The organism is Paenisporosarcina antarctica, from assembly GCF_004367585.1.
Taxonomy (GTDB): Bacteria; Bacillota; Bacilli; order Bacillales_A; family Planococcaceae; genus Paenisporosarcina; species Paenisporosarcina antarctica.
The window spans coordinates 1,258,816-1,279,786 of sequence record NZ_CP038015.1 but is presented as its reverse complement, the minus strand read 5'-3'; the positions used below and the strand labels follow the sequence as shown (position 1 = coordinate 1,279,786).

The 20,971-nt window shown below is 36.9% G+C and carries 21 protein-coding genes; all 21 read right to left on the bottom strand.

The genetic code is table 11. From position 1 onward, the window contains the following. Nucleotides 1-5: 5 nt before the first annotated feature. Entirely contained in the window at nucleotides 6-1,022 is a 1,017-nt protein-coding gene (locus E2636_RS06415; protein WP_134209466.1) for a rod shape-determining protein, read from the bottom strand. Between the two features lie 266 nt (nucleotides 1,023-1,288). Beyond that, entirely contained in the window at nucleotides 1,289-1,660 is a 372-nt protein-coding gene (locus E2636_RS19325; RefSeq protein WP_243840736.1) for an HNH endonuclease, read from the bottom strand. An 18-nt stretch (nucleotides 1,661-1,678) separates the two neighbouring features. Continuing rightward, the gene (locus E2636_RS19320) at nucleotides 1,679-2,782 is read right to left on the bottom strand and encodes a reverse transcriptase domain-containing protein (RefSeq protein WP_243840770.1); all 1,104 of its coding nucleotides are present in this window, start codon (nucleotides 2,780-2,782) and stop codon (nucleotides 1,679-1,681) included. A gap of 92 nt (nucleotides 2,783-2,874) precedes the next feature. Continuing rightward, nucleotides 2,875-3,159 (bottom strand): hypothetical protein, encoded by a 285-nt coding sequence (locus E2636_RS19315; protein WP_243840735.1) that lies wholly within the window; start codon nucleotides 3,157-3,159, stop codon nucleotides 2,875-2,877. Nucleotides 3,160-3,861: 702 nt separating this feature from the next. Then, on the bottom strand, nucleotides 3,862-4,524 hold the full coding sequence (radC, locus tag E2636_RS06405) for a RadC family protein (protein WP_134209465.1): 663 nt from the start codon (nucleotides 4,522-4,524) through the stop codon (nucleotides 3,862-3,864). Beyond that, the gene (locus E2636_RS06400; protein ID WP_407670280.1) at nucleotides 4,514-5,035 is read right to left on the bottom strand and encodes a Maf family protein; all 522 of its coding nucleotides are present in this window, start codon (nucleotides 5,033-5,035) and stop codon (nucleotides 4,514-4,516) included. Before E2636_RS06400 ends, radC begins: the two co-directional genes overlap by 11 nt. Nucleotides 5,036-5,215: 180 nt before the next feature. After that, a complete protein-coding gene (locus tag E2636_RS06395) occupies nucleotides 5,216-5,896 on the bottom strand; it encodes a hypothetical protein (protein ID WP_134209463.1) in 681 nt (226 codons plus the stop codon). 46 nt (nucleotides 5,897-5,942) lie between these two features. After that, nucleotides 5,943-6,698, bottom strand: a complete 756-nt coding sequence (locus E2636_RS06390; protein ID WP_134209462.1) for a prepilin peptidase — start codon at nucleotides 6,696-6,698, stop codon at nucleotides 5,943-5,945. 726 nt (nucleotides 6,699-7,424) lie between these two features. Continuing rightward, nucleotides 7,425-8,408, bottom strand: a complete 984-nt coding sequence (locus E2636_RS06385) for a LysM peptidoglycan-binding domain-containing protein (RefSeq protein ID WP_134209461.1) — start codon at nucleotides 8,406-8,408, stop codon at nucleotides 7,425-7,427. Then, complete coding sequence (locus E2636_RS06380) at nucleotides 8,401-9,171, bottom strand: hypothetical protein (RefSeq protein ID WP_134209460.1); 771 nt, start codon at nucleotides 9,169-9,171, stop codon at nucleotides 8,401-8,403. The genes E2636_RS06385 and E2636_RS06380 overlap by 8 nt, the downstream gene beginning before the upstream one ends. 2 nt (nucleotides 9,172-9,173) lie before the next feature. Next, nucleotides 9,174-10,127 (bottom strand): type IV pilus biogenesis protein PilM, encoded by a 954-nt coding sequence (pilM, locus tag E2636_RS06375; protein ID WP_134209459.1) that lies wholly within the window; start codon nucleotides 10,125-10,127, stop codon nucleotides 9,174-9,176. 19 nt (nucleotides 10,128-10,146) lie between these two features. Continuing rightward, nucleotides 10,147-10,632 carry a prepilin-type N-terminal cleavage/methylation domain-containing protein gene (locus E2636_RS06370; RefSeq protein ID WP_134209458.1) on the bottom strand — a complete coding sequence of 162 codons (486 nt, stop codon included), beginning with the start codon at nucleotides 10,630-10,632 and terminating at the stop codon, nucleotides 10,147-10,149. A 665-nt stretch (nucleotides 10,633-11,297) separates the two neighbouring features. Then, on the bottom strand, nucleotides 11,298-12,509 hold the full coding sequence (locus E2636_RS06365) for a type II secretion system F family protein (RefSeq protein ID WP_134209457.1): 1,212 nt from the start codon (nucleotides 12,507-12,509) through the stop codon (nucleotides 11,298-11,300). Then, complete coding sequence (locus E2636_RS06360) at nucleotides 12,509-13,549, bottom strand: type IV pilus twitching motility protein PilT (protein WP_134209456.1); 1,041 nt, start codon at nucleotides 13,547-13,549, stop codon at nucleotides 12,509-12,511. The genes E2636_RS06365 and E2636_RS06360 overlap by 1 nt, the downstream gene beginning before the upstream one ends. An 8-nt stretch (nucleotides 13,550-13,557) precedes the next feature. Continuing rightward, nucleotides 13,558-15,207 (bottom strand): GspE/PulE family protein, encoded by a 1,650-nt coding sequence (locus E2636_RS06355; RefSeq protein ID WP_134209455.1) that lies wholly within the window; start codon nucleotides 15,205-15,207, stop codon nucleotides 13,558-13,560. A 17-nt stretch (nucleotides 15,208-15,224) separates the two neighbouring features. Beyond that, entirely contained in the window at nucleotides 15,225-16,613 is a 1,389-nt protein-coding gene (locus E2636_RS06350; RefSeq protein ID WP_134209454.1) for a VanW family protein, read from the bottom strand. Further along, on the bottom strand, nucleotides 16,614-17,012 hold the full coding sequence (locus E2636_RS06345) for a hypothetical protein (protein WP_134209453.1): 399 nt from the start codon (nucleotides 17,010-17,012) through the stop codon (nucleotides 16,614-16,616). It abuts the gene before it with no gap. An 11-nt stretch (nucleotides 17,013-17,023) separates the two neighbouring features. Continuing rightward, nucleotides 17,024-18,445 carry a hypothetical protein gene (locus E2636_RS06340; protein WP_134209452.1) on the bottom strand — a complete coding sequence of 474 codons (1,422 nt, stop codon included), beginning with the start codon at nucleotides 18,443-18,445 and terminating at the stop codon, nucleotides 17,024-17,026. Nucleotides 18,446-18,618: 173 nt separating this feature from the next. Beyond that, nucleotides 18,619-19,893: a hypothetical protein gene (locus E2636_RS06335; protein ID WP_134209451.1), complete on the bottom strand. Its 1,275-nt coding sequence runs from the start codon at nucleotides 19,891-19,893 to the stop codon at nucleotides 18,619-18,621. A gap of 10 nt (nucleotides 19,894-19,903) precedes the next feature. Next, nucleotides 19,904-20,383: a type II secretion system protein gene (locus E2636_RS06330; RefSeq protein WP_134209450.1), complete on the bottom strand. Its 480-nt coding sequence runs from the start codon at nucleotides 20,381-20,383 to the stop codon at nucleotides 19,904-19,906. A gap of 8 nt (nucleotides 20,384-20,391) precedes the next feature. After that, nucleotides 20,392-20,910, bottom strand: coding sequence for a type IV pilus modification PilV family protein (locus tag E2636_RS06325; protein WP_134209449.1), 519 nt, complete (start codon nucleotides 20,908-20,910; stop codon nucleotides 20,392-20,394). Nucleotides 20,911-20,971: the final 61 nt, after the last annotated feature.

Here is a 20,971-nt window from a genome sequence, read left to right as displayed (position 1 = left end):
ACTCCTTAGTGTTTAGAATTTTGGCGAATCATGTTCATATGATCAAGAGCCATTCCCGTACCAATTGCTACGCAATCAAGCGGGTTTTCTGCAATGAAGACCGGCATGTTTGTTTCGTCACTAATTACTTTGTCTAGGTTTTTTAGTAATGCGCCACCGCCAGTTAAGACGATTCCGCGTTCCATGACATCTGCAGACAATTCTGGAGGCGTTTGTTCTAACGTTTTTTTGACGCCATCGATAATCGCTGCAACAGACTCCCTTAGTGCTTCTGAGATTTCTTCAGAAGAGATTTCAAGTGTTTTCGGAAGACCTGTCACTAAGTCGCGACCACGGATTTCCATTTTTTCAACATTATCAATAACTTTCGCAGAACCGATTTCCATTTTGATCGCTTCAGAAGTTCGTTCCCCAATTGTTAGGTTGTACATTTTACGAATATAACTTGTAATAGCATGATCCATCGCGTCACCTGCTACACGCACAGATTCGCTTGTCACAATGCCTCCAAGTGAGATCACGGCTACTTCAGTTGTACCGCCTCCAATATCGACGACCATGCTTCCAGTAGGTTCCCAAACAGGTAAGTTCGAACCGATTGCTGCTGCAAATGGTTCTTCAATTGTGACAGCGTCTCTTGCGCCTGCTTGACGAGCTGCATCAATAACCGCGCGTCGCTCAACAGAAGTAATACCATAAGGTACACAAATCATAACGTTTGGTTTTTTCCATCTTGAGCCAGCCGCTTTCATTGCTTCTTTTAAATAATATTCAATCATCGCCGTTGTAATATCGAAATCTGCTATTACCCCGTCTTTCATTGGGCGAATAGCTACGATTGAACCAGGTGTACGACCAATCATATTTTTAGCATCGTTTCCTACAGCAACGATGTCACCAGTATGCGTATTTTTAGCTACTACTGAAGGTTCGCGTAATACGATCCCTTTTCCTTTAATGAATACCAATGTATTCGCTGTGCCAAGGTCAATCCCGACATCTTTTGCTCCAAATCCAAACACGTTATTTTCTTCCTTTCTATCCTACGCCAGTTAATCTTAGCTTAGTTTAAACCATAACTTTGATTATAACGGATATAAGGAGAAAATCACAGTGTCACAGTGTCACATGTAACCCTTTTCTTTCAAACTAATAAACTGGTGATCTCCAATAATCAATAGTGATAGGTAAGAGACAACCTCGACATTACTCGCTAGGAGCTCTTTTCCCCCACTTCACACCGTACGTGAGATTTTCACCTCATACGGCGTTCCATCAATTTCATACATTATATGAAGCTCAACTTTTCTCTAAAACCTAGGATTTTTCCCCATTTTACATGCCCGACACTCGAATAGTCTTTTCTGCTGTGAATCATTTGATGGCAATGCTCATGCATGGATGCAAGGTTTGGTACCCGATTTACCTCCTCTAGCGGAAGTTTGGGTTTAATATGATGGATGCGTATATTATCCCCTTGCAGTACTTCTTTGCATACTCGACATCTGCCCTTATCACGATTAAATGCGTACGCACGATTCATAAAATACTCAAAGTTATAAAGCTTTTCCTTATGCCCCGCTTTAATGATTTTTGACCAATTCAAGCTAAGAAGTTCATCCGCTCTTACTTTAAGAGGTTTCTTTCCGGTTCGATTCATATATATTTGTCTTCCTCGTTAGGTATAAGGAGTCTCTGATGGACTTTTATTTTTTGCCGTTTGCCATTTACAGAAATCTAATCTTGTTACACCGAATTTCAGGCCGTTATATTCAATCACCGGGATTTTCGTTTGATAGTGATCATGAGCGGAGCGAAGGTTATCCGCAAGTTTCGCAGGCAATTTATACCCGCCATGCCTCCTTAGCTTTAAATATGCTGCATAGTGTAGCTTATCTGCATATTTAGCCATGTACACGTTTACTTTTGTTGTCGATTCATAATATTGAATCAACCCTCTAATTTTCGAGTTGATGAGATTAATCCAGTGAATTAAATCATCTTTTTTTGTGGCACCTTTGATTTTCTTAATCGTTTTATGAATCTCATTTACTTTTTCATTTAATCGTTGTTGATTTGGCTTACTGACCAAAATATGTCCATTCTTTGCCTTGCCTTTAATTGCCTTGATTTCATAGCCTAGAAATTTTATAGGTCGTCTTCTTATATCTGTGATGAGCGTTTTTTCTTCTGATAATGTTAATTTTAATCGCTCTTTTAGATATTTTGTGATTCTGTATTTCCACTTTTCCGCATTACGCCTTGAACTTGTGATAAGTACCCAATTATCTGCGTATCGAACAAGATACGTTTCTTTCAATCTTGTTGTTTTCCGCAATCTATAGTATTGCTTAGATTTTTGTGCATAAGGATAGTCTGTCTTTTTATTTTCCCACTCTCTCGTTACCCATTGGTCAAATGAATGTAAATAAGCATTTGCTAGTAATGGAGAAATAATTCCCCCCTGCGGTGTACCAATTGGATTTTCTTTCAGTTCATCCATGATTCCTGCTTTTAACATCGACTTAACAACCATTAGAACACGTCTATCCCGAATTCCCATATTCCATAACTTTTTTATAAGAATCGTGTGATTGACACAATCAAAGAATTTACTGATGTCTCCTTCAATTATCCAATAATGTCCCGTGTTATGGACAATATCAGTTGTTCGTGTGGATGCCATGCTGGAATCCCTCATCGGTCTAAAACCATATGAATGTTGAAAGAAGTGTGCTTCGAGAATTGGCTCCATAATTAGTCTGACACACTCTTGTACAATGCGATCGATGATGCTGGGTATTCCCAGTGGACGTAATTCATCGGAATTTGCTTTTGGAATATACTTTCTTCGTATGGGTTTTGGACGGTAATTTAGAAAGCTATTTTGAACAAGTTCGATAATTTCGGGATAATCTTTTTTAATACATCTGGCTTCATTAATTGATGGTCGCTACCAGCAGTTCGGCTTCCTTTATTTGCTTTGATTCGATGGATAGCCGTTACTATCGTTGCTTCACTTATCATTAACTCCAGTAAGTTCTTGTGACCAGGTGATTGTCCCTTTTGCCTTATGCCCTCAATTGTTTTCTCATATAACTCGTCCTGTTTATCTTTTAATCCTTGTTCTGATTTTAGATAGTTAGATTGTTGTTCCATTGCAGTTCCTCCTTATTTGGAGAATGCAAGGTTTTAATCAGGTGCGCACATGCGGCTTCCCTAACAAGTTGATTTCACTTAAGAATGAAACTGACTATGCCCCTTCGCTCCATTTCCATTACAGAAAGTTCAACACTACTACGGGCTGCTGCCCCTTAGATGCAACTGGCATTTCCTCCAATTTAGATGCATTAGAGTTAACTCTCTTTATCATCATCTTCCAAGGTTCCGCTGTTCCTTACACTTTAGCTTTGCATAATCGTTTTAGCTGTCCTCTTTAACCCGTTAACCATCTTTTTGCCCATAGTTGGAAGGACGCAAGACACTATCCCTTTACTGGAGTAGTACAGATTTTGCAACCACAAATACAAAATCCACGATTAAACTTCATTTACTTGAAGCGGAAAACTTCATTTCGTTTTCCTATGCCTTTACGAGCCGTACATACGAGGATTCCTGGTGAGTCAGCATGACGATTTAATAGCCTCCCGCTTACTTCACTAACCACATCGCAGGTCTGTTTTTCAGCGCCTTTACCGAGCTTCATACACGTTTGGAGTTAACCACTCATGCATGTCGGAGTTTCAGAGTATCGTTACCAACATTTAACGATAAGTTGGAACTTCCCCAACCTATTTAAGTGTAAAGTTCAAAGATGTAGAATCTTTGCCTAGTTTTATTGCGTATTTCTATGCAGATTGTCTAGGAACAGCGCGCACCATGATCGAGTAATTCGATTCCCATTATTTGTCCTGCCTCTTGTAATCTCTTTGTTACTTCGATGTCTTCAGGGGAAGGTGCTGGGTTTCCCGACGGGTGATTATGTGCACAAATTATCGAGGCGGCAGAACGCTTGACTGCTTCTCTAAACACTTCGCGAGGATGCACAATGCTGGCATTTAAACTGCCAATAAAAATGGTATGTTTGTGTAAAATTTGATTTTTTACATTCATGAATAATACAACGAAATTTTCTTGTTTTAAAGATGTCATATCTGCCATTAAATATGCAGCTGCATCTTTTGGTGAACGCACGGTGAATTTAACATCCGTTTGTTGCTGAGCTAAACGTCGTCCTAGTTCAACTGCAGCAAGCAATTGAATAGCCTTCGCCTCCCCAATCCCTTTTACCGACATAATTTCTTCGATTGTCGCGTTTTTTAACTCATGAAGTTGTTCAAAAAACGTTAATACGCGATTCGCTAAATGTAGGACGGATTCTTGTTTTGTACCCGTCCTCAGCAAAATAGCAATCAACTCCTGATTTGACAGGGCGGCAGCACCTTGGTTCATTAAACGTTCGCGCGGCCGGTCTGCAGGAGGAATTTCTCGTATCATGAGTGTTGGTTTTACTTCAGTTATCATTGCGTGCTCCCGTTGTCGCGAACTCAATTAGCTGCAAACGTTTCATTTCACGATACAGTTCTGCAACTGGTAAACCAACGACATTGTTGTAATCGCCACTAATATGTTCAACCATTAATGAGCCTGCCGTTTGGATGCCGTAGCCGCCTGCCTTATCATAACAATCCCCACTTGCCACATAATCATGAATCCATTCCTCTGAAAGCGCGTAAAATGTCACTTTCGTTTTCTCACAGAACACACCACATATATCATCAAAAAACAAAGCTACAGCTGTTATGACCGTATGCGTGCGACCTGATAATTTACGCAAATGTTTTTTCGCTTCCGTGGCATTCTCTGGTTTCCCTAGTGGCTTATCATCTATAAATACCATCGTATCAGCACTGATGACAATAGCATGTTGATTGCGGTCGGCCACTCGAAACCCTTTTTCTATGGCGATGTTACTTACTAACTCAGAAGGTGAACTGCCAAAGACCGCTTGCTCATCAACCTCTATGGTCTTCACTTCAAATGGCACCTGTAGTAGTGACAGTAATTCTTTTCTTCTCGGTGAGGCAGATGCTAATTGGCTTTGTCGTCTTTAATCTCAATGAAATCATCTCCTTTTTGACATCATACAGAAAGATGCCAAAGTTGAAAAATGTGTCTAAAGGGCAATAATTTCATTATGACCATTATGCACATGCTAAAATTCAATTTTGAGGCAGTTATTTTGAGACAAATAATGCGATAAAAGCTGTACACGGATGACGTTGACATCTTTCGAAAGTGTTGATATAGCGGTAATATTGGTTTCCCAATCCTTTGGAATTGCCCCTGTATTTTTCGTACTCTCAAAATTAAATTTTGATGGGTCTGGATGTGTAAGATAAATGGGCAGTTTTTGCAGTGCCTGTTCTTTACATGCAGACGCATTAATTTTAAATGGTTTACTAAAAGAATCAGTGCTTCCCACAATTTTCACGTCACTTTCCACAACACTCGCCTCTGACCATACATAATATTGACCTTCCGCCATAATGAGTGCAGCTGTTTTCATAGCTGGAGTTGATTGTAGTAGAGCAGAAGCACCTTCAGCACCAGTAAATACCCCATATTGCTTCGCATAGAATTGATTGTCTGTTGCGGTATTTGCTGGAGCATCTACAGACTCCATTTTTTCAGGTGTTTCTGTGTCAGTTGCGGTTGGTGCGGGGGCCTCAACAGCAAGATCTTGCCACTGAATCATAATTGCAAATAATCCAATTGAAACGGCACCAATTAAAAAACCATGTAAAATTGCAAGTGTATAAGAAAACTTTGAGAATTTTTTTGAAAAACGCATACCATCACCCCGTTTTTCTTTTAACGCTAACATTTTGAGCATAAAAAAAGACAAGACCTGTGTCGGCTTGTCAAAAAAAGTTTTCGAGTTAAAATAACAAATTCATATACCAGTCGAGGATAAATGTTCCATAAAAATAAACAATGATTGCAGCAAGTGCGATCGACGGACCAAAAGGCACTGGTGTTTTACGTCCTTGTTTTGAACGTCTTAAATGAATGACACCTACAATGGCTCCAATGAATGCCGCTAAAAAAAGCGTGAGCAGAGTGGGAATAATTCCGAGCACGAGTCCGATAACGGCGAACAATTTAATGTCTCCTCCACCCATGCCCCCTTTCGACAATATCGCAATTAATAACAATAGTCCAAACCCACCAGCAGCACCTAGTATACTATCCCACCAAGGATCTAGAGGCGAGAAAACGCGCGCGATAATAAGTAAAATGCCGAAGAATAAAAGAACTTTGTCGGGAATCAGCATATACGCTAAATCAGACACCGTGATAATCACTAACATAGAAACAAATAAGATAGCCACAATTAGTTCCAGTGAAAAACCAATCTTCCAGTAGGCGAATGCGAATAATATACCAGTTGTCAGTTCCATTACCGGATATATCCAATTAATTTTTGTACCGCAAACTCGACATTTTCCTTTTAAGAAAATGAACGAAAAGACGGGAACTAAATCTTTGAATGTTAAGCGACGATCACATACCGTGCAATGTGAAGGTGGGTTTACGATAGATTCATTTTTCGGAACGCGTAAGCCGACAACATTAAAGAATGAACCGAATATAAGACCGTAGATAAAAAATAAAGTTATATAAAGAATCTCCATAAGTTTCCCTCTTTCATAGGATTGCTATTTCATTTTGAAAACGTTCTGTTAAAGAACATAGTTGATTTCCCTTACGGGCGGACGCTTTCCGCATGAGCCAACGAGTATGCACTGTCCTACAAGTCATAAAATATAACAAAAAGCAGTTCCCTATATATTTAGTAGAGGTTGATTTCCATTTCAGACGGACGCTTTCCTCGGGGCACGGCTTCAGCCTCCTCGACGAGCAAGCTCGTCTGTGGGGTCTTCAGCTCATGCTATTCCCGATGGAGTCGCCGTCTTCCATTTCAATCAACCTTTAGGTCATCATATGTAAAACAGACAATTATAAGTGTTTACCATATTCAAATGTAGGTACAGAAAAATTCTTATTTTCTCCACATACTTTAAATTAGGGGCATTTGTCGGAAATTCAGGTTTAGTGAATGAGTGTAAAACTAATTATTGTGCGTTCTAAGTTTCATGCTTTTGAAGAATCTTGGAGCAAATGTACTTTCTCAACTGTTATTTAAATCAACTATAGATTAATTACAAAGCTAGAAACGAGTGAGGAGTTCTTACCAGTTCGACCCAAGAAAGAGTAAAGACTCCATTACACTAATTAAAGGCTCGACTTAATATATTGGTACTAATCATTTTGAATATTTAATGCTTTTTACATATTGCACATAAATAAGTAATGAAACAAAAACTGGAGAAATGATGGGTTCTCCAGTTTTTGTGTGTTTAATATGGAATGATTAATGTTTCATTGACCATTACTTTATTCGAAGGTAAGTCATTGGCTACTTTGATTTTCTCTTCACCTAATCGAGTTCCATAGTGTTGCATCGAAATGGAAAATAGAGTGTCTCCAGGTTTTACTGTGTATGTTTTATATTTTTGTTTTGGTTGTACTTTTGCTACAACTTTAGTAGATTGTGCTGTTGCAATCTTGGTCACCGGTTTTGTAGTAGGAGCTTGTGTAACTGAACTGGCTTCAATCGACGCCTCAACTGTTTCAGTTATTGTTGAGGCAGGTTCTATAGCAACCACTTCTCCATCCTCGATAATTTCATTTGAAGGGAGTGGATTCGATTTGTCTGCAGGTGCAGGCGTATCGACTTTCGGCCCTTCATCAAGGAGTTCTAGTAGGTCAGGTCGGTAGAACGCCGTAAAAGACAATGACAGTTGTAACTTCGCAGGTTCTAATACTTCCGTCGTTACTTCCCCAGGTGAACTGAATGAGATATTATCCACAATTAATATGCGATCCAATTTCTCAATCTCATCAATGAAAGCTTCTAAAGTAGCATACGATGATGTTTCAATAGATAAATTGACGAGAAGCTGTTGAAGTGTTTCGACCCCTTCTGGAGGTGCTTCAATTACAAAAGGTCCTTCTGAAAAACCGATTGATTGAACTAGAGACTTCGACACGACTTCTGCTTTTTCAATTTGCAATATGATTAATTCCGTCAACGGATCAATCGGAACTTTCTTTTGCAACTCGAGTGAACTGACAATCGGTATTTCTGGTTGATCAGCCAACTGCTGTTCTAATGCAAATAAAGTTTGTCTATCTGTTGTGAGTGTTGTTTCAGCAACTGATAGACTTTCTTTCTTAGGAACATAGAAAGTGAAATACGCATAGGCAATCATAATTAAACAAAATAAACTTGATAATACAATAAGACCAATTTCTTTTTGTTTTCTCGTTAAATTACTCATTTGCATCATCTCCTTGTGCATCATCTGCAGGAGGTTGTGGTTCGGTATCAGGTGTTTCAGCTGGTTGCTCTTCTGTTGTTTCTTCAGAAGGTGTTTCACTTTCAGTTGGCGTTTCTCCTTCAACAGGTGGTACGCTTGGATCAACTGGAACAGCTGTACCATCTGCTGGCATACGTGTATCTAAAAATGTCACTGCATAAGAAGCTAAATAACGTGGCATGATTTCTTCAGTAGACTCAACTTCTGTCACCGTACCATCCGTTTCAACGACAGCTTCTTCAGCTAAAGGTTGAAAAGAAACCGATGATAAAACAACATCTGTAATCATGTCAGACGCTTTAAGTTGAGTTAAGTAAAACGCCGTAGCACGAGATGTATCAAATTGAGTTGTGATCGTTACTTGGTTCGGTGTTGAAAATGAAAAGCTTAAGAAGTACCCGCGTTCCGGTAATAACGCAGTCAATTCACGAATCAAAGGTAGTGTGTCGTATTGATAAGTTTCAGCCCACTCGACAGTCTTTTGCAATTTCTGTGTATCACTTAATGCTGCTGTCGTGACCATCTGCTCTTGGATGGCCGCTTGTTGTCCAACAACTTCTACGCTTTGAGCTGCAAGAACTTGCTGTTTGTTGCTATATGTATTTCCAAGGAAATAAAAAACGAGTCCAGTAACTAACCCTAAAAGAATAAGTGAAATAGCTGCAACGACAAAGACAGGACGGTCCCGTTCCTTATCGCCAAGTAAATTTATATCTACTAACATCATCACACCTCTTTCAGAGCTAGTCCGAGCGCTCGATTAAAACGAACAGGAATGGCTTTTCCATCTTCTAAATAAATCGTTTCACGAATTACTGTTGACGTTTTCACTTCAAAGCGCAATTCGAGTGTCTGTAATAAATCTTCCCATCCATCCAACTCACCGTTAAGTAACACATGGGTAATGCCTTCATTTCCTTGATTCATATTGTAGCGATAGAAATTAATGAGCTTTTCAATTTCAGCCACGAGCGAATCCATTTTAGTCGTTTGTGAACCACTAAAATAATTCGAATCTTCAGGTTCAGCCACTTCTACGGGACGCATAAATAACGGGAAATGTTGATGGAAAATTGAAACGATATACTTATCGTTTTTGACATCTAATAATAAAATATGTTCCTCACCTGAAAAATCATGTTGCGAAAAAGCTAATCTATACAAGGCAAGTGGTCCAATATCAGCAACAATCGGTTTCATTTTCACGTCTTCAAAGACGTCTTCATATGTATTCAAAATGCTTTCTTTCGAAGCGATTAAAATAGCTTCTTTTGTTTCGGTAGATGCCGTATAAGGTACGACATCAAAAACGGGGTCTTCGAACGGTAAATAAAGTGTCGAACCAATTTCAATAAAGAAATGACCTTTCAACTCATCTGGTCGAACATCAGGAGGATAAGTTAGTTTGCGGATAATCACATATTCGTCAGGTGCTAAAAAGCGAACAGCTTTGCGGGAAAGTTTCCACTCATCCACGACCTCGCCTAAAATCGACACCAGCGCATCTGCGTCCACAATTTTGCCATCCGTGATAATGCCAGAAGGCAAAGAACGCTCCTCTGCACAAACAACATGCAAAGGAGACGTTGACTTCACTTCTACCATTCGGATCGCATCTTCTTCAATTGTAACCGTCGCCACGCGTGTGCGTTTGTTTAAGAACGAGGGTGTGAATTTCATAGAATCAGCTCCGTTAAAATTAGTTAGCAATACTAGCAATAATAGATCGCAATGGAGTTACTGGATCAGTACCCGCAGTAACTGTAAGAATAGTTCTTCTACCATTTGCATATTCTGAGATTTCAGCTTTAGTAGCTCGAACGAAATCGACTTGAATCTTAGCGTTTAAAATGCCTTTACCAGTTATTGAAAGATCCTCCAAAAAAACTTCAACAGTTTGATCTTCAAATGACCCTGCATCATCAATAAAACCATTAGCTTTCAACTCTGCAAGTGTAACACTAGGCTGAGCTATTTCGGGTGAGTCAGAATTATATAAACTAGCGGCATTTATTATATTAATTGCATCCGCTTTTATTGCTCCTACACGTGAATTTTGGATTATGCCGCTTATTGCTGGAACAGCAATTGCCGCGATAATCGCTAAGATTACGATTACTGCTAAAAGCTCGATTAATGTTAAACCTTTTTGATCTTTTAACTTTTGTTGAATGAATTTTCTCATTCTGTAAGCCTCCCTTTTTTCTCTAAAAATTAGTACTATAATGAGTACATCTGTATAATAACATGTTTATATGTCGAAATATATAGATAAATAGACTTTGTACTCATTTTTATTTAAGTATAATTCACCTACTATACACATCTCAATCCCTACTAAATAGGTTTATTACGGGTAATTAGACAACGAAGCCCATGGACCGAAATTTCTCCTTATAATACTATTAATATGGCTTATCATGTGGTTGATAATTTATTATTATTTCTATCTATTTGTCTTATTAGATTTCCGAAACGAATACTTTAATTTATTATTCATAAAATTAGATGTAATTACGAAGTGTTTTAAAACGGAGTTTCTGACGCTTTCCGTTACGAGCGCTTTCCGCGGGTGATCCGTGTGCTTCCTCGTTTGCTACACTATCCACGGTGTCACGCACCTGGACACACTTTTCCTTGTGGAGCCACCGCTCTTCTCTCCAATCAAATAGCCGAAATTCTTAACAAATTCAAAAGGAATATCCTTTAAGTTGTCATGTCATTCATCAAATGGCATTTATGACACATGACTCAAATAATAATATTTTGAATTAATTTATCTTATAATGACAACTCGACGGCTGATTACATTATTAAATACTTATTTGACACAATAAAGTGCTAAATCCTCTACATATTATCCATATTCTCAAACATACCAAACATAGGTAGCATAATTGCCATAACAATCGTTCCTACAAGCCCTGCTAAGAAAACAATCATTAAAGGCTCTATCATCGCTTTTAACTTATCCGTCTCTGCATCGACTTCTTTTTCATAGAACTCTGCTACTCGCTCTAACATATGATCAAGTGCCCCTGTTTCTTCACCAATTGAAATCATATGTGGGATTAGTGGTGGAAACGCCCAATGACCTTTCATAGGACCTGTCATCGACTCACCACGTTCTAACCCATCACGAGATTGAAGAATTACTTTTCCGATGACTTCATTGCCAACCACGCGTTCAACCATTGTCAGTGCAGTTAAGATGGGTACAGAACTTGAAAATAAAGAACTTAGAGTACGCGTCATACGCGCCAGTGCGGCTTTTTTAAGGATATTACCAAACAAAGGCATTTTTAATAAGAAAGTATCAAGCACATATCTACCTTTCTCATCTCTTCTAAGTAACCACAAACCTCCGCTAAATAGACCAGCAACAGCAACTAACACATACCAATACCCCTGTACAAAATCACTAGCTCCCATTACGAATCTAGTAAGTAGGGGCAACTCACCACCAAAACTACTAAACATTTCGACGAACATGGGTACGATTGAAGTTAATAAGAATATAACAACGCCCACCGCTAAAATCGCAACGATTACTGGATAAGTCATTGCCGAAACAACTTTTTGTCTTGTAGCATGAGCTTTTTCAAAATGAAGCGCTAACGTATCTAAAGAATCATCAATAGATCCCGTTAATTCACCAGCTTGCAGAAGGTTCACAACAAGCGGTTCAAAGATTCTCGGAAATTTTTTCACTGATTCTGATAAAGCATTCCCGCTTTTCAAATCATCGGAAATTTCTACAAGTGCTCTTCTCAATGCTTTTGACTCTACTTGCTGCGCCAGAATAACACATGAATCGACAATCGTGACACCGGCTCTCATTAGTGTCGCAAATTGGCGTAAAAACATAATAAATTGTTCGCGCTTTACAGGATTTCCAAAAGCGATATCCTTTTGAAGTGTTGTAGAAGCCATTTGCTTAATTTCAGTAATACGAATGCCATCATCGCGGAGTTTCATGGCTGCTTCACGTTGATTCGCTGCTTGTACAATTCCTTTTCGTACGGCTTTACGGTCACGACCTACATATTGGAAACGTGCCATTAATGCTCTTCTCCTTCAAGATATGGCTGAGCCATTTCTTGTGAAATTTGTCCGGACTCGACTAACTCTTTCACAGACGTTGCCATCATGTGCATACCAAGAGCACGATTCGTCATAATAACATTTGGTATTTGATGCACTTTTGCTGTACGAATTAAGTTCGCAATGGCAGAATTACTAATTAATATTTCTGTTGCAGCCCGACGACCTTTTCCATCAACTGTTTTAATTAATCGTTGACTAATTACAGCTTTTAATACGCCGCCAAGTTGCGTTCTCACTTGTGCTTGTTGTTCCGGTGAAAACACGTCAATAATACGTTCAATGGTTGAAGCAGCACTAGAAGTATGTAATGTCCCTAACACTAAGTGACCTGTTTCTGCTGCTGTGATGGCAATACCGATGGTTTCTAAGTCACGCATTTCCCCAACGAGAATGACATCTGGATCTTGTCTTAATGCTGCACGTAGTCCACTCGTAAAGGATTTCGTATCAAAGCCAACTTCACGTTGATCGATAATACTCGTACCGTGTTCATGCATATATTCAATCGGATCTTCCAATGTGATGATATGTAAGTTTAAGTCTGTATTCATATGTTTAATCATGGCTGCTAAAGTTGTTGATTTCCCTGAACCTGTAGGACCTGTCACTAAAATTAATCCTTGTTTTGTTTCTGCTAATTTCTTCAACGTATTTGGCATTTTTAACTGGTCAACCGTTGGAATAATTTGTGGAATCGTACGGAACGCAATGGAGATCTTCCCTTTTTGATGAAATGCATTTACACGATAACGTGCAACATTTTCTACCACATGTGAGTAATCTAGCTCGCCTAGTTCTAAAAAGGTATCCCATAATTTATCAGGTGTAATCGCTCGTGCCATTTCTCTAGACATATCATCCGTAATCGGTGTAGACCCAATCTTCACTAAGTCACCTTGTACTCGAAAAATCGGAGGCACTCCGACGGTTATATGAATATCTGATGCGTTTTGATGAAACGCGTTCGTTAGTAATTGATCAATTGATTCTCTCATAAATCCACCTAATCTTGGAGGGCAACACGCAGAATTTCTTCTGTTGTCGTTTTGCCTTCTCGTACTTTCTCTAATCCGTCATCTATTAAAAATATCGTGTCATTAGCTTGAGCAATTTCTCTTATTTCAGCCGCATTTCCACCACGGTTAATCACGCTTTTAATTTTATCGTCTATTACAAGAACTTCATGTATGGCCATCCGTCCTCGGTAGCCCGTCATACCACATGAAGGACAACCTTTGCCTCTTGTTATCGCTTGGATATCCATTCCACGCTTTCGGAAAATATCTATTTCACGAACAGTCGGTTCCTGTTTTTCACTACAGTCACGACAGACACGTCGCACTAAACGTTGTGCAACGACAGCATTAATAGAACTTGTCACTAAAAATGGTTCAACCCCCATATCCATTAAACGTGTAACAGAGGCAATCGAGTCATTGGTATGAATTGTACTTAATACTAAGTGACCCGTTAATGAAGCACGAATCGCAATTTCAACTGTTTCTTTATCACGAATCTCTCCGACCATGACAATGTCAGGATCTTGTCGCAGAATAGAACGAAGTCCAGCCGCAAACGTTAACCCTACATTTGAATTTACTTGAATTTGGTTAATTCCTTCCAGCTGATATTCGACTGGGTCTTCAACTGTAATAATATTCACTTCTTCATCATTTAAATAGTTTAGAGCAGCATATAAAGTAGAAGATTTTCCAGACCCAGTTGGACCTGAAATCAAAACGATACCGTTTGGTTTAGCTATTTCTTTCATAAAACGCTCATAATTCTTTTCAGACAAACCAAGCTTTGAAATGTCAGTTAAGTTATTTGATAAATCCAAAATACGCATAACGATTTTTTCCCCATACACAGTAGGTAATGTGGAGACACGCAAATCGATTGCTCTAAAATCAACATTTGTTTTTATCCGGCCATCTTGAGGGATCCGATGCTCGGTAATATCTAACTTTGCCAAAATCTTAATACGAGCTGTCACCATTCCTTGCATTAACTTAGGAAGCGTTCGCTCATCATGTAAAACTCCATCAATTCGAAATCGAACCAACAAACGTGTTTCTTGAGGGTCGAAATGAATATCACTCGCTTTTTGCGTCACTGCTGCAGACATAATCTGATTAACAATCCGTACCACTGGAGCATCCACATCTAACAATTCTTCTTGTTTCTCAGCAGAAACGGCTTGGTCAACCAAGAAATCATCAAACGATTCGTCTTCGTAATATTTATTAATTGTTTTTAAAATGTCTTCTTTAGATGCAATGGCAGGAATAATTTGAAACCCACTAATTAATCGCAGATCATCAATCGTAATGAAATCCATTGGATCTTTCATCGCAACATATAATTTATCTCCATCAATTTTCAAAGGAACAATCAGATTTCGTTTTGCCAAATCCTTTGGTATCACGCTGAAAATTTTCGGGTCAAATGGATAATGATATAATTGAACTTGAGGGATTCCAAGTTGAATTTCGAGCACTTCGAGTAACTGTTGCTCCGTAATAATACCTTGTTGCAAAAGTGCATCGCCAAGCATTTCATCTCGTGATTTTTTTTGCAACACAGTCGTTAGTTGATCCTCTGTAATTAGCCCATTTCCAACTAATAAATCACCTAGTCTTTTTCGAATCAAGTTACTTCCCCCTATACCTACTTACTTGGTGGTATTACATTTCCACCTTTATCGTATTCCGGATCTGTATCGTCGCTAGTAGGATCATTTTCAGTACCTGAATCATTCCCTGAGCCAGATCCTCCTGTTGATGAGCCGTTATCTGAAGTTCCATCTCCATTATCAGTTGACGGTTGTCCTGTTGAGCCGTCTGTCGAACCTGTCGTTCCATCATCAGGTGTGGTGCCATCTCCGCTTCCTTCTGCAGGAGCTGTTTCTATAACTGTCAAAGGATGAACTTCCACTTTATGTACAGGTGGGTAGAAATCTTTCGAAATATTTATCGTTTCTAAAACATCTTCTCCAGACACAATTGTTTTTATGACTGTCACTTGAACCCCATTAGCTCCAGCTGTTTTTAAACGAATTGTATTTTGATTAACGAATGAGCTATATTGTTTGATTGTTTTTGGAGTAAATTCTTCTTGATTCGAAACAGTAGTTTGGTAGCTATAAATTAGAGGTAAACCAGTTATTGAAGCATTTAAATTAGCATCAATAATACTTAGATTTAGCGTGAAAGTAGTTGAATTGGGATTCGTGAAAACAAAATCTACGCCAAGTTCTCGATTAATTGTAGCTTCGTAACCTAGTGGAACGGTCTTTGGAATAATCGGTCCAATACTACGCTCATCTACACCGAAATTCGTTTGAAGAACTGAAGCATATAAAATGGATGCCACAGTTGTTAAATCTTGTTCTGTCACAATACCGATATCGACTGTTTCAATAAACTCTAATAAAGAGAAAGTAGTTAATGGATTAATTGCATACCCATCTAGTGCCAATATTAAATTCTGAATTCCCACCGATGTTTTAATTGAATCAAAAGTAACGTCCGTTATCGAAGCTTCTATAGCTGTACTTGCTAATAAAACACTGGAAATATCGATTGTTTGATCTTTTCGTCCTGAAGATAATTGAACACGTATGGCCTCAGTGGCACTGGCGATTTCCTCATCAGTAAAAACATATGGGGAAAATTGCTGATTTAATAATGTCCCTACCGATTCCTCCGTTACATCAAAGAGTAAATCATTCTTCGCACCGTCTTCAGCAGAAGTTAATGTACGATCCGTATTAAATTGAACCACTTCTAACGGAAAAGGTACAATAACATCTTGAAGTTTGATTTTCACTTGTGCTTGATCATACCAACCTTTAACGCCAGTTTGAACGGTCACAGCAGCTTCTTCCTCTGGTAAATTCGAAACATCAAAAGGACCTATGTATGTTTGATCGCCATATTCTTTTGAAGCAAAAATCACATCATTAATTACATATGTACCTGCTTGAGTAACACCAAAGAATAAAACCGATGAGCCTAGAAGGGCGGCAAAAGTAGTCCCAAATAATTTATTATTCATTTATTGGTCCTCCTTCTTGGATGGTTTTAACCAGTCATCATTTTTGACTTCGGTTACAGTTGTAGGTGCAAGCTCAAGTTCAACTTGAGCTTTAGTAGTTGGTTTTTCCAAAACCGGTGGAATCGGTTGTGAAACAGAACGATGAGTTTCTACTTCTTCCAACTTTTGTTTTTCTAATTGTTTTGTTAAAAGTACCGCACCTGCAAAAATCAATCCAATCATGATTAAAAGTGCATAATAAAAACTAAGTGTCGATTGCACTAGTAAACCTAAAAGAGCGATTAATAAACCACCCACTAAAAACATTAACTTCGTCTTTAAATCTATCTTTTTTATGAATAATATGACTATTGGAAACACAATTAGTGCTAGCAATAGAAGTATAAGATAATTAATCATGTTTCACCTCATTAGTTATAAATCACGTTATCCACATAATCGATAGATAGTGATTCTATTGTATACTTAGTATTAAACCCAAATTTATTAAAATCACACAACTCAGCAAATTCATTTGGGTCTGTTGGTATACTAACATCAATTCCTGGAGCATTGATATCGTCTTTTTTGAATTTTGATGAATTAGTTGTGTTTAGAACAATTAGTTTACCAGTACCTTTTATTGATTTAATATTATCTAAACTGATAGTATTATTTTCAAACTTTGCTAAATTGAAGCAAGCTGTGGAATTTACTAAGTTAAAAGATTGTTTCAAATCAAAAACACTACTAGTATTATCTGAGCCAGTAAAAATCATAGTACCATTTATCAAATCAAATTGATTTTTACCATCAAATTCTTTGACTAAAATGTATGTCTTTTTGTTATAATCACCTAGATTGTTAGCATTACCTAAAGTTAATTTACCATTTACGATTAAGTTAAAACCTCCTGCTTGATTAAAATTTCCCACCGAGACATGTTGCATATATACCATTGCCTCACCTAATATATCTAAATTCGAACTATTGCATTTTCCTTTTCCTTTTCCATTTCCACAAAAAGATTCAATACTTTCTGCATAAATACTCAAATCAGCTAAATTTATATTTTTGTCACCTAAATTTGATACCAATTCAGATGCTTCCTCCCCAACTGATAATTTACAGTTGAAAAGACCAGCTGAATTATTTACATCATTTTGGATTAGTGAGGAACATAATTTAGAGGGAATTGATTGGAAAATTTTAGTGTTATCTAATTTGTTACTCTCATTTGAAACGTTTTTCACTTCTGATGTGATATCAGAAGGTTGGAAATTACTAACGAATATTTTGGCCGTTAAGAGTGCTGTATTTTCTTCAAATGATTCACCATTTACGTGAAGGATTAAATTATGCCCTTTTTTTTCCTCATTCTCATCAGAAGGATTAATTTCTATTTCTTGAATAAGATTAAAGTTAAGATTTTTATTTTCAGTTTTCAAAATATATTCCCCATCTATATAAGCATCAGATTTTCTCACAATTAATTTATTCAATTCACTTTGGAGACAATCATTTATCACGTCAGTTAAATTTTCAATTGATAATTTTTTTTGTTGAATGTTTGGACAAATGCATGAATTGTTTTTCTTGCATTCCTCCTGAGAAGATAATTCTTTTTTAAGTGTAGCTAGGATGCCTTTAATATTATTACTGATATCAATAGAAAAAAATTTTACACCCATCTCCGCAGCAACAGTCGCTTGGTTATTCAAGTTAACAGTTCTCTCTTGGGCAACATGATTAAGAGAACCTTTCATAAAGAGAGCAGTTATGCTTAAGAATATTATAATTGTAAATAAAACGATTAACAGAGCATATCCTCGCTGATTTATAATTTGTTTCATGGTCTCTTAACCCCTTCATATGTCTTATTGTCCAGAAGATTCTTCCTCTACCTATGATTATCTTACTAATTAAGCAGAAAGTCATGTTTTATTTATTTATAAATTGTAAAAAAGAGTCGAAATTTTCGACTCTTTTTGTTTACTATAATTAGTATATATTGAGATTTGAACATTTAGTAGGTTACTTTCAAGTAAGGATCTTCCCAAAACGCACTTATTATAGGACTCTGAGGCACATCTGGATTATCTACATCCGGATGATTAGGATTTGAAATCGGGCACTCATTACGGAGTGATTCGGGACTTACCCATTTTACAATCGAATTATTCCCGCTTAAATTAGATGGTGTTAAAGATCCTGTATAATAAATGTTTACATTCGATAGTACAGTTTTCTTTTGTAGATTAATTGAACCTTCGACACAAAGATTTGTATTAACAGCGTAGAAATGTTTTGTCGCAACAAAATCACCTATTAAATTAAATGTGGAATTACTAAGTTCTACTTGTTCACCAGTGAAATCCCCCTTAACCTGAAAGTATGTGCTTGATGCATCAATATTTTTCACTGTCACATCATTATTTGAAAATACTGTAACGTCACTCAATCCGATAGCATTATGAAGTTCCCAAAAACCGTTATTATAAAATGTGGATTTTTTTAAAGAGTAATTTAAATTACCAGTTCCATAATTATAATTCGTGGTGAATACTGTTGTATTGTTTAATAGTTTTAAATCTAATAAATTGTCACCAAGACATGTAATGTTAACTAATGGATCAACACATTTATTTATACCGCCATGTGCTGAAGGATCTAATATTTTTTTTTCCATTTCAATAAAACTGGGCGGAACCCACTTACTTTCTATTGGTTTTACAGGTGTTATTACAAGAGTTGGAGAAGGGATATTCATATCAAATTTCAAATTTGAAACCTTATTATTCGAAACCCCTTTAACATTTACGTTTATTACTACTTTATCTTCATTAATTTGATAACTTGGAATATCTTCTCCAATATTCCCTAACTCATAGTAAATTTGATCATTCACAGTTATTCTTTGACTGAAGTTTGAATAATAATCATTTATTGCTTCACCAATATTAATTAAATAATCATTTTTAATATTATTAACTTTTTGCTCTTTTTGCATATCGGAATGAGTCGAAAATTCTGGGGAAGTATAATAAGAATTAATTTTGTTTATTAGTATATTATAATGATGAAACTTTATTCTATTATATTCAACTTTCCCCAAAACTTTAAAATAATCTACTCCCATTTCTGCAGCAACAATAGATTGGTTACTTATATCTGTAGTAACTTCTTGTTTCGAATGATTTAATGATCCATTTGCAACTATTGACGATACGCTAATTAAAAAAACAATCAGAAATAGGACTAGTAACAAAGCATAACCTTCATTATTCTTTAAGTATTTCATATAAATACCCTCAGTTCGTTTTATATCTAGAAAGCGTTGTATTTATCTCGTAATTAATTGTACGTCTACTTTCCAAAGTTAACACGATGCTAATAGAATTATTTTCTTTGGTAGGATTAATTTTTTCTAAAGGTAAAGGTGAATTCATGGTACTAATGTCATAGTCAGCATTATTAATTGTAATAGTTTTGTTAAAAATATTTTCACATGTACTTTGATTAGATTCAACATATGTTAATACTTGTAAATCATTATTTTCAGTTACATCAATTTGATAACAATTACCACTTCTGTGTATATTCAATAATTTAGAAGTAATAAGATTGGCTTCTTGTTGAATTTTCGTTTTTTCACTCTCTATGACAGATCTTTGTATCCCTATTGATAATGTCGTCATTATTAATACAGCAACCAATGAGACAAGGGTAAGTGCTGCAATTAGTTCGACTAATGTTATCCCTTTTTCACTTTTTAATAATTTCATTAGCATTCCCCTACCTATCTAGCTTCAATATATCCATATGTTTCACTACTGGTTTTTCCATCTTTGATTACTCTCAAAATAATTTTGTAAAGAGTCACCATCCCTGCCAAATCCTCTTTGTCATAAATAATGAGATCAAAGGTATACTCACTATATTGATCGTTCTTTAATTTATAAACCTTATAAGTCTTTGATGGTATTTCAGGATTAGGATCCGGATTAGGTCCCGTCTCAGGGTTTGTCAAAGGAGCTTCTACTGCAATTAAATCATAATTAACATCTAATAATTTAATAACTTCATCTGAATTAGCCAACTTATCTATGGTCCAACCCGAGATATTTGTAATTTTTGATATTTCTTCTCTAGCCAAATTCATAGTATCTAATTTAGTTTCTGTTTTTTCATTAACTAATGACATTTGAGGAAATACAGTCATAATGCTAATAAACACGATTCCTAAAATAACGAGTGCAGCAAGAACTTCAACTAATGTAAGCCCCGATTGGTTGCTATTCTTTTTATATTTTTTCATGTCAATCGACTCATTTCAATTTAATTAATTCTTTATCATTCGAGATACTTTTTTGTCATGT

Excerpts from the sequence above, each read along its gene's own strand:
- E2636_RS19325 (WP_243840736.1), bottom strand. The coding sequence starts at position 1,660 with ATGAATCGAACCGGAAAGAAACCTCTTAAAGTAAGAGCGGATGAACTT.
- E2636_RS19315 (WP_243840735.1), bottom strand. The coding sequence starts at position 3,159 with ATGGAACAACAATCTAACTATCTAAAATCAGAACAAGGATTAAAAGAT.
- radC (WP_134209465.1), bottom strand. The coding sequence starts at position 4,524 with ATGATAACTGAAGTAAAACCAACACTCATGATACGAGAAATTCCTCCT.
- E2636_RS06395 (WP_134209463.1), bottom strand. The coding sequence starts at position 5,896 with ATGCTCAAAATGTTAGCGTTAAAAGAAAAACGGGGTGATGGTATGCGT.
- E2636_RS06390 (WP_134209462.1), bottom strand. The coding sequence starts at position 6,698 with ATGGAGATTCTTTATATAACTTTATTTTTTATCTACGGTCTTATATTC.
- E2636_RS06385 (WP_134209461.1), bottom strand. The coding sequence starts at position 8,408 with ATGAGTAATTTAACGAGAAAACAAAAAGAAATTGGTCTTATTGTATTA.
- E2636_RS06380 (WP_134209460.1), bottom strand. The coding sequence starts at position 9,171 with ATGTTAGTAGATATAAATTTACTTGGCGATAAGGAACGGGACCGTCCT.
- pilM (WP_134209459.1), bottom strand. The coding sequence starts at position 10,127 with ATGAAATTCACACCCTCGTTCTTAAACAAACGCACACGCGTGGCGACG.
- E2636_RS06370 (WP_134209458.1), bottom strand. The coding sequence starts at position 10,632 with ATGAGAAAATTCATTCAACAAAAGTTAAAAGATCAAAAAGGTTTAACA.
- E2636_RS06365 (WP_134209457.1), bottom strand. The coding sequence starts at position 12,509 with ATGGCACGTTTCCAATATGTAGGTCGTGACCGTAAAGCCGTACGAAAA.
- E2636_RS06360 (WP_134209456.1), bottom strand. The coding sequence starts at position 13,549 with ATGAGAGAATCAATTGATCAATTACTAACGAACGCGTTTCATCAAAAC.
- E2636_RS06350 (WP_134209454.1), bottom strand. The coding sequence starts at position 16,613 with ATGAATAATAAATTATTTGGGACTACTTTTGCCGCCCTTCTAGGCTCA.
- E2636_RS06345 (WP_134209453.1), bottom strand. The coding sequence starts at position 17,012 with ATGATTAATTATCTTATACTTCTATTGCTAGCACTAATTGTGTTTCCA.
- E2636_RS06340 (WP_134209452.1), bottom strand. The coding sequence starts at position 18,445 with ATGAAACAAATTATAAATCAGCGAGGATATGCTCTGTTAATCGTTTTA.
- E2636_RS06335 (WP_134209451.1), bottom strand. The coding sequence starts at position 19,893 with ATGAAATACTTAAAGAATAATGAAGGTTATGCTTTGTTACTAGTCCTA.
- E2636_RS06330 (WP_134209450.1), bottom strand. The coding sequence starts at position 20,383 with ATGCTAATGAAATTATTAAAAAGTGAAAAAGGGATAACATTAGTCGAA.
- E2636_RS06325 (WP_134209449.1), bottom strand. The coding sequence starts at position 20,910 with ATGAAAAAATATAAAAAGAATAGCAACCAATCGGGGCTTACATTAGTT.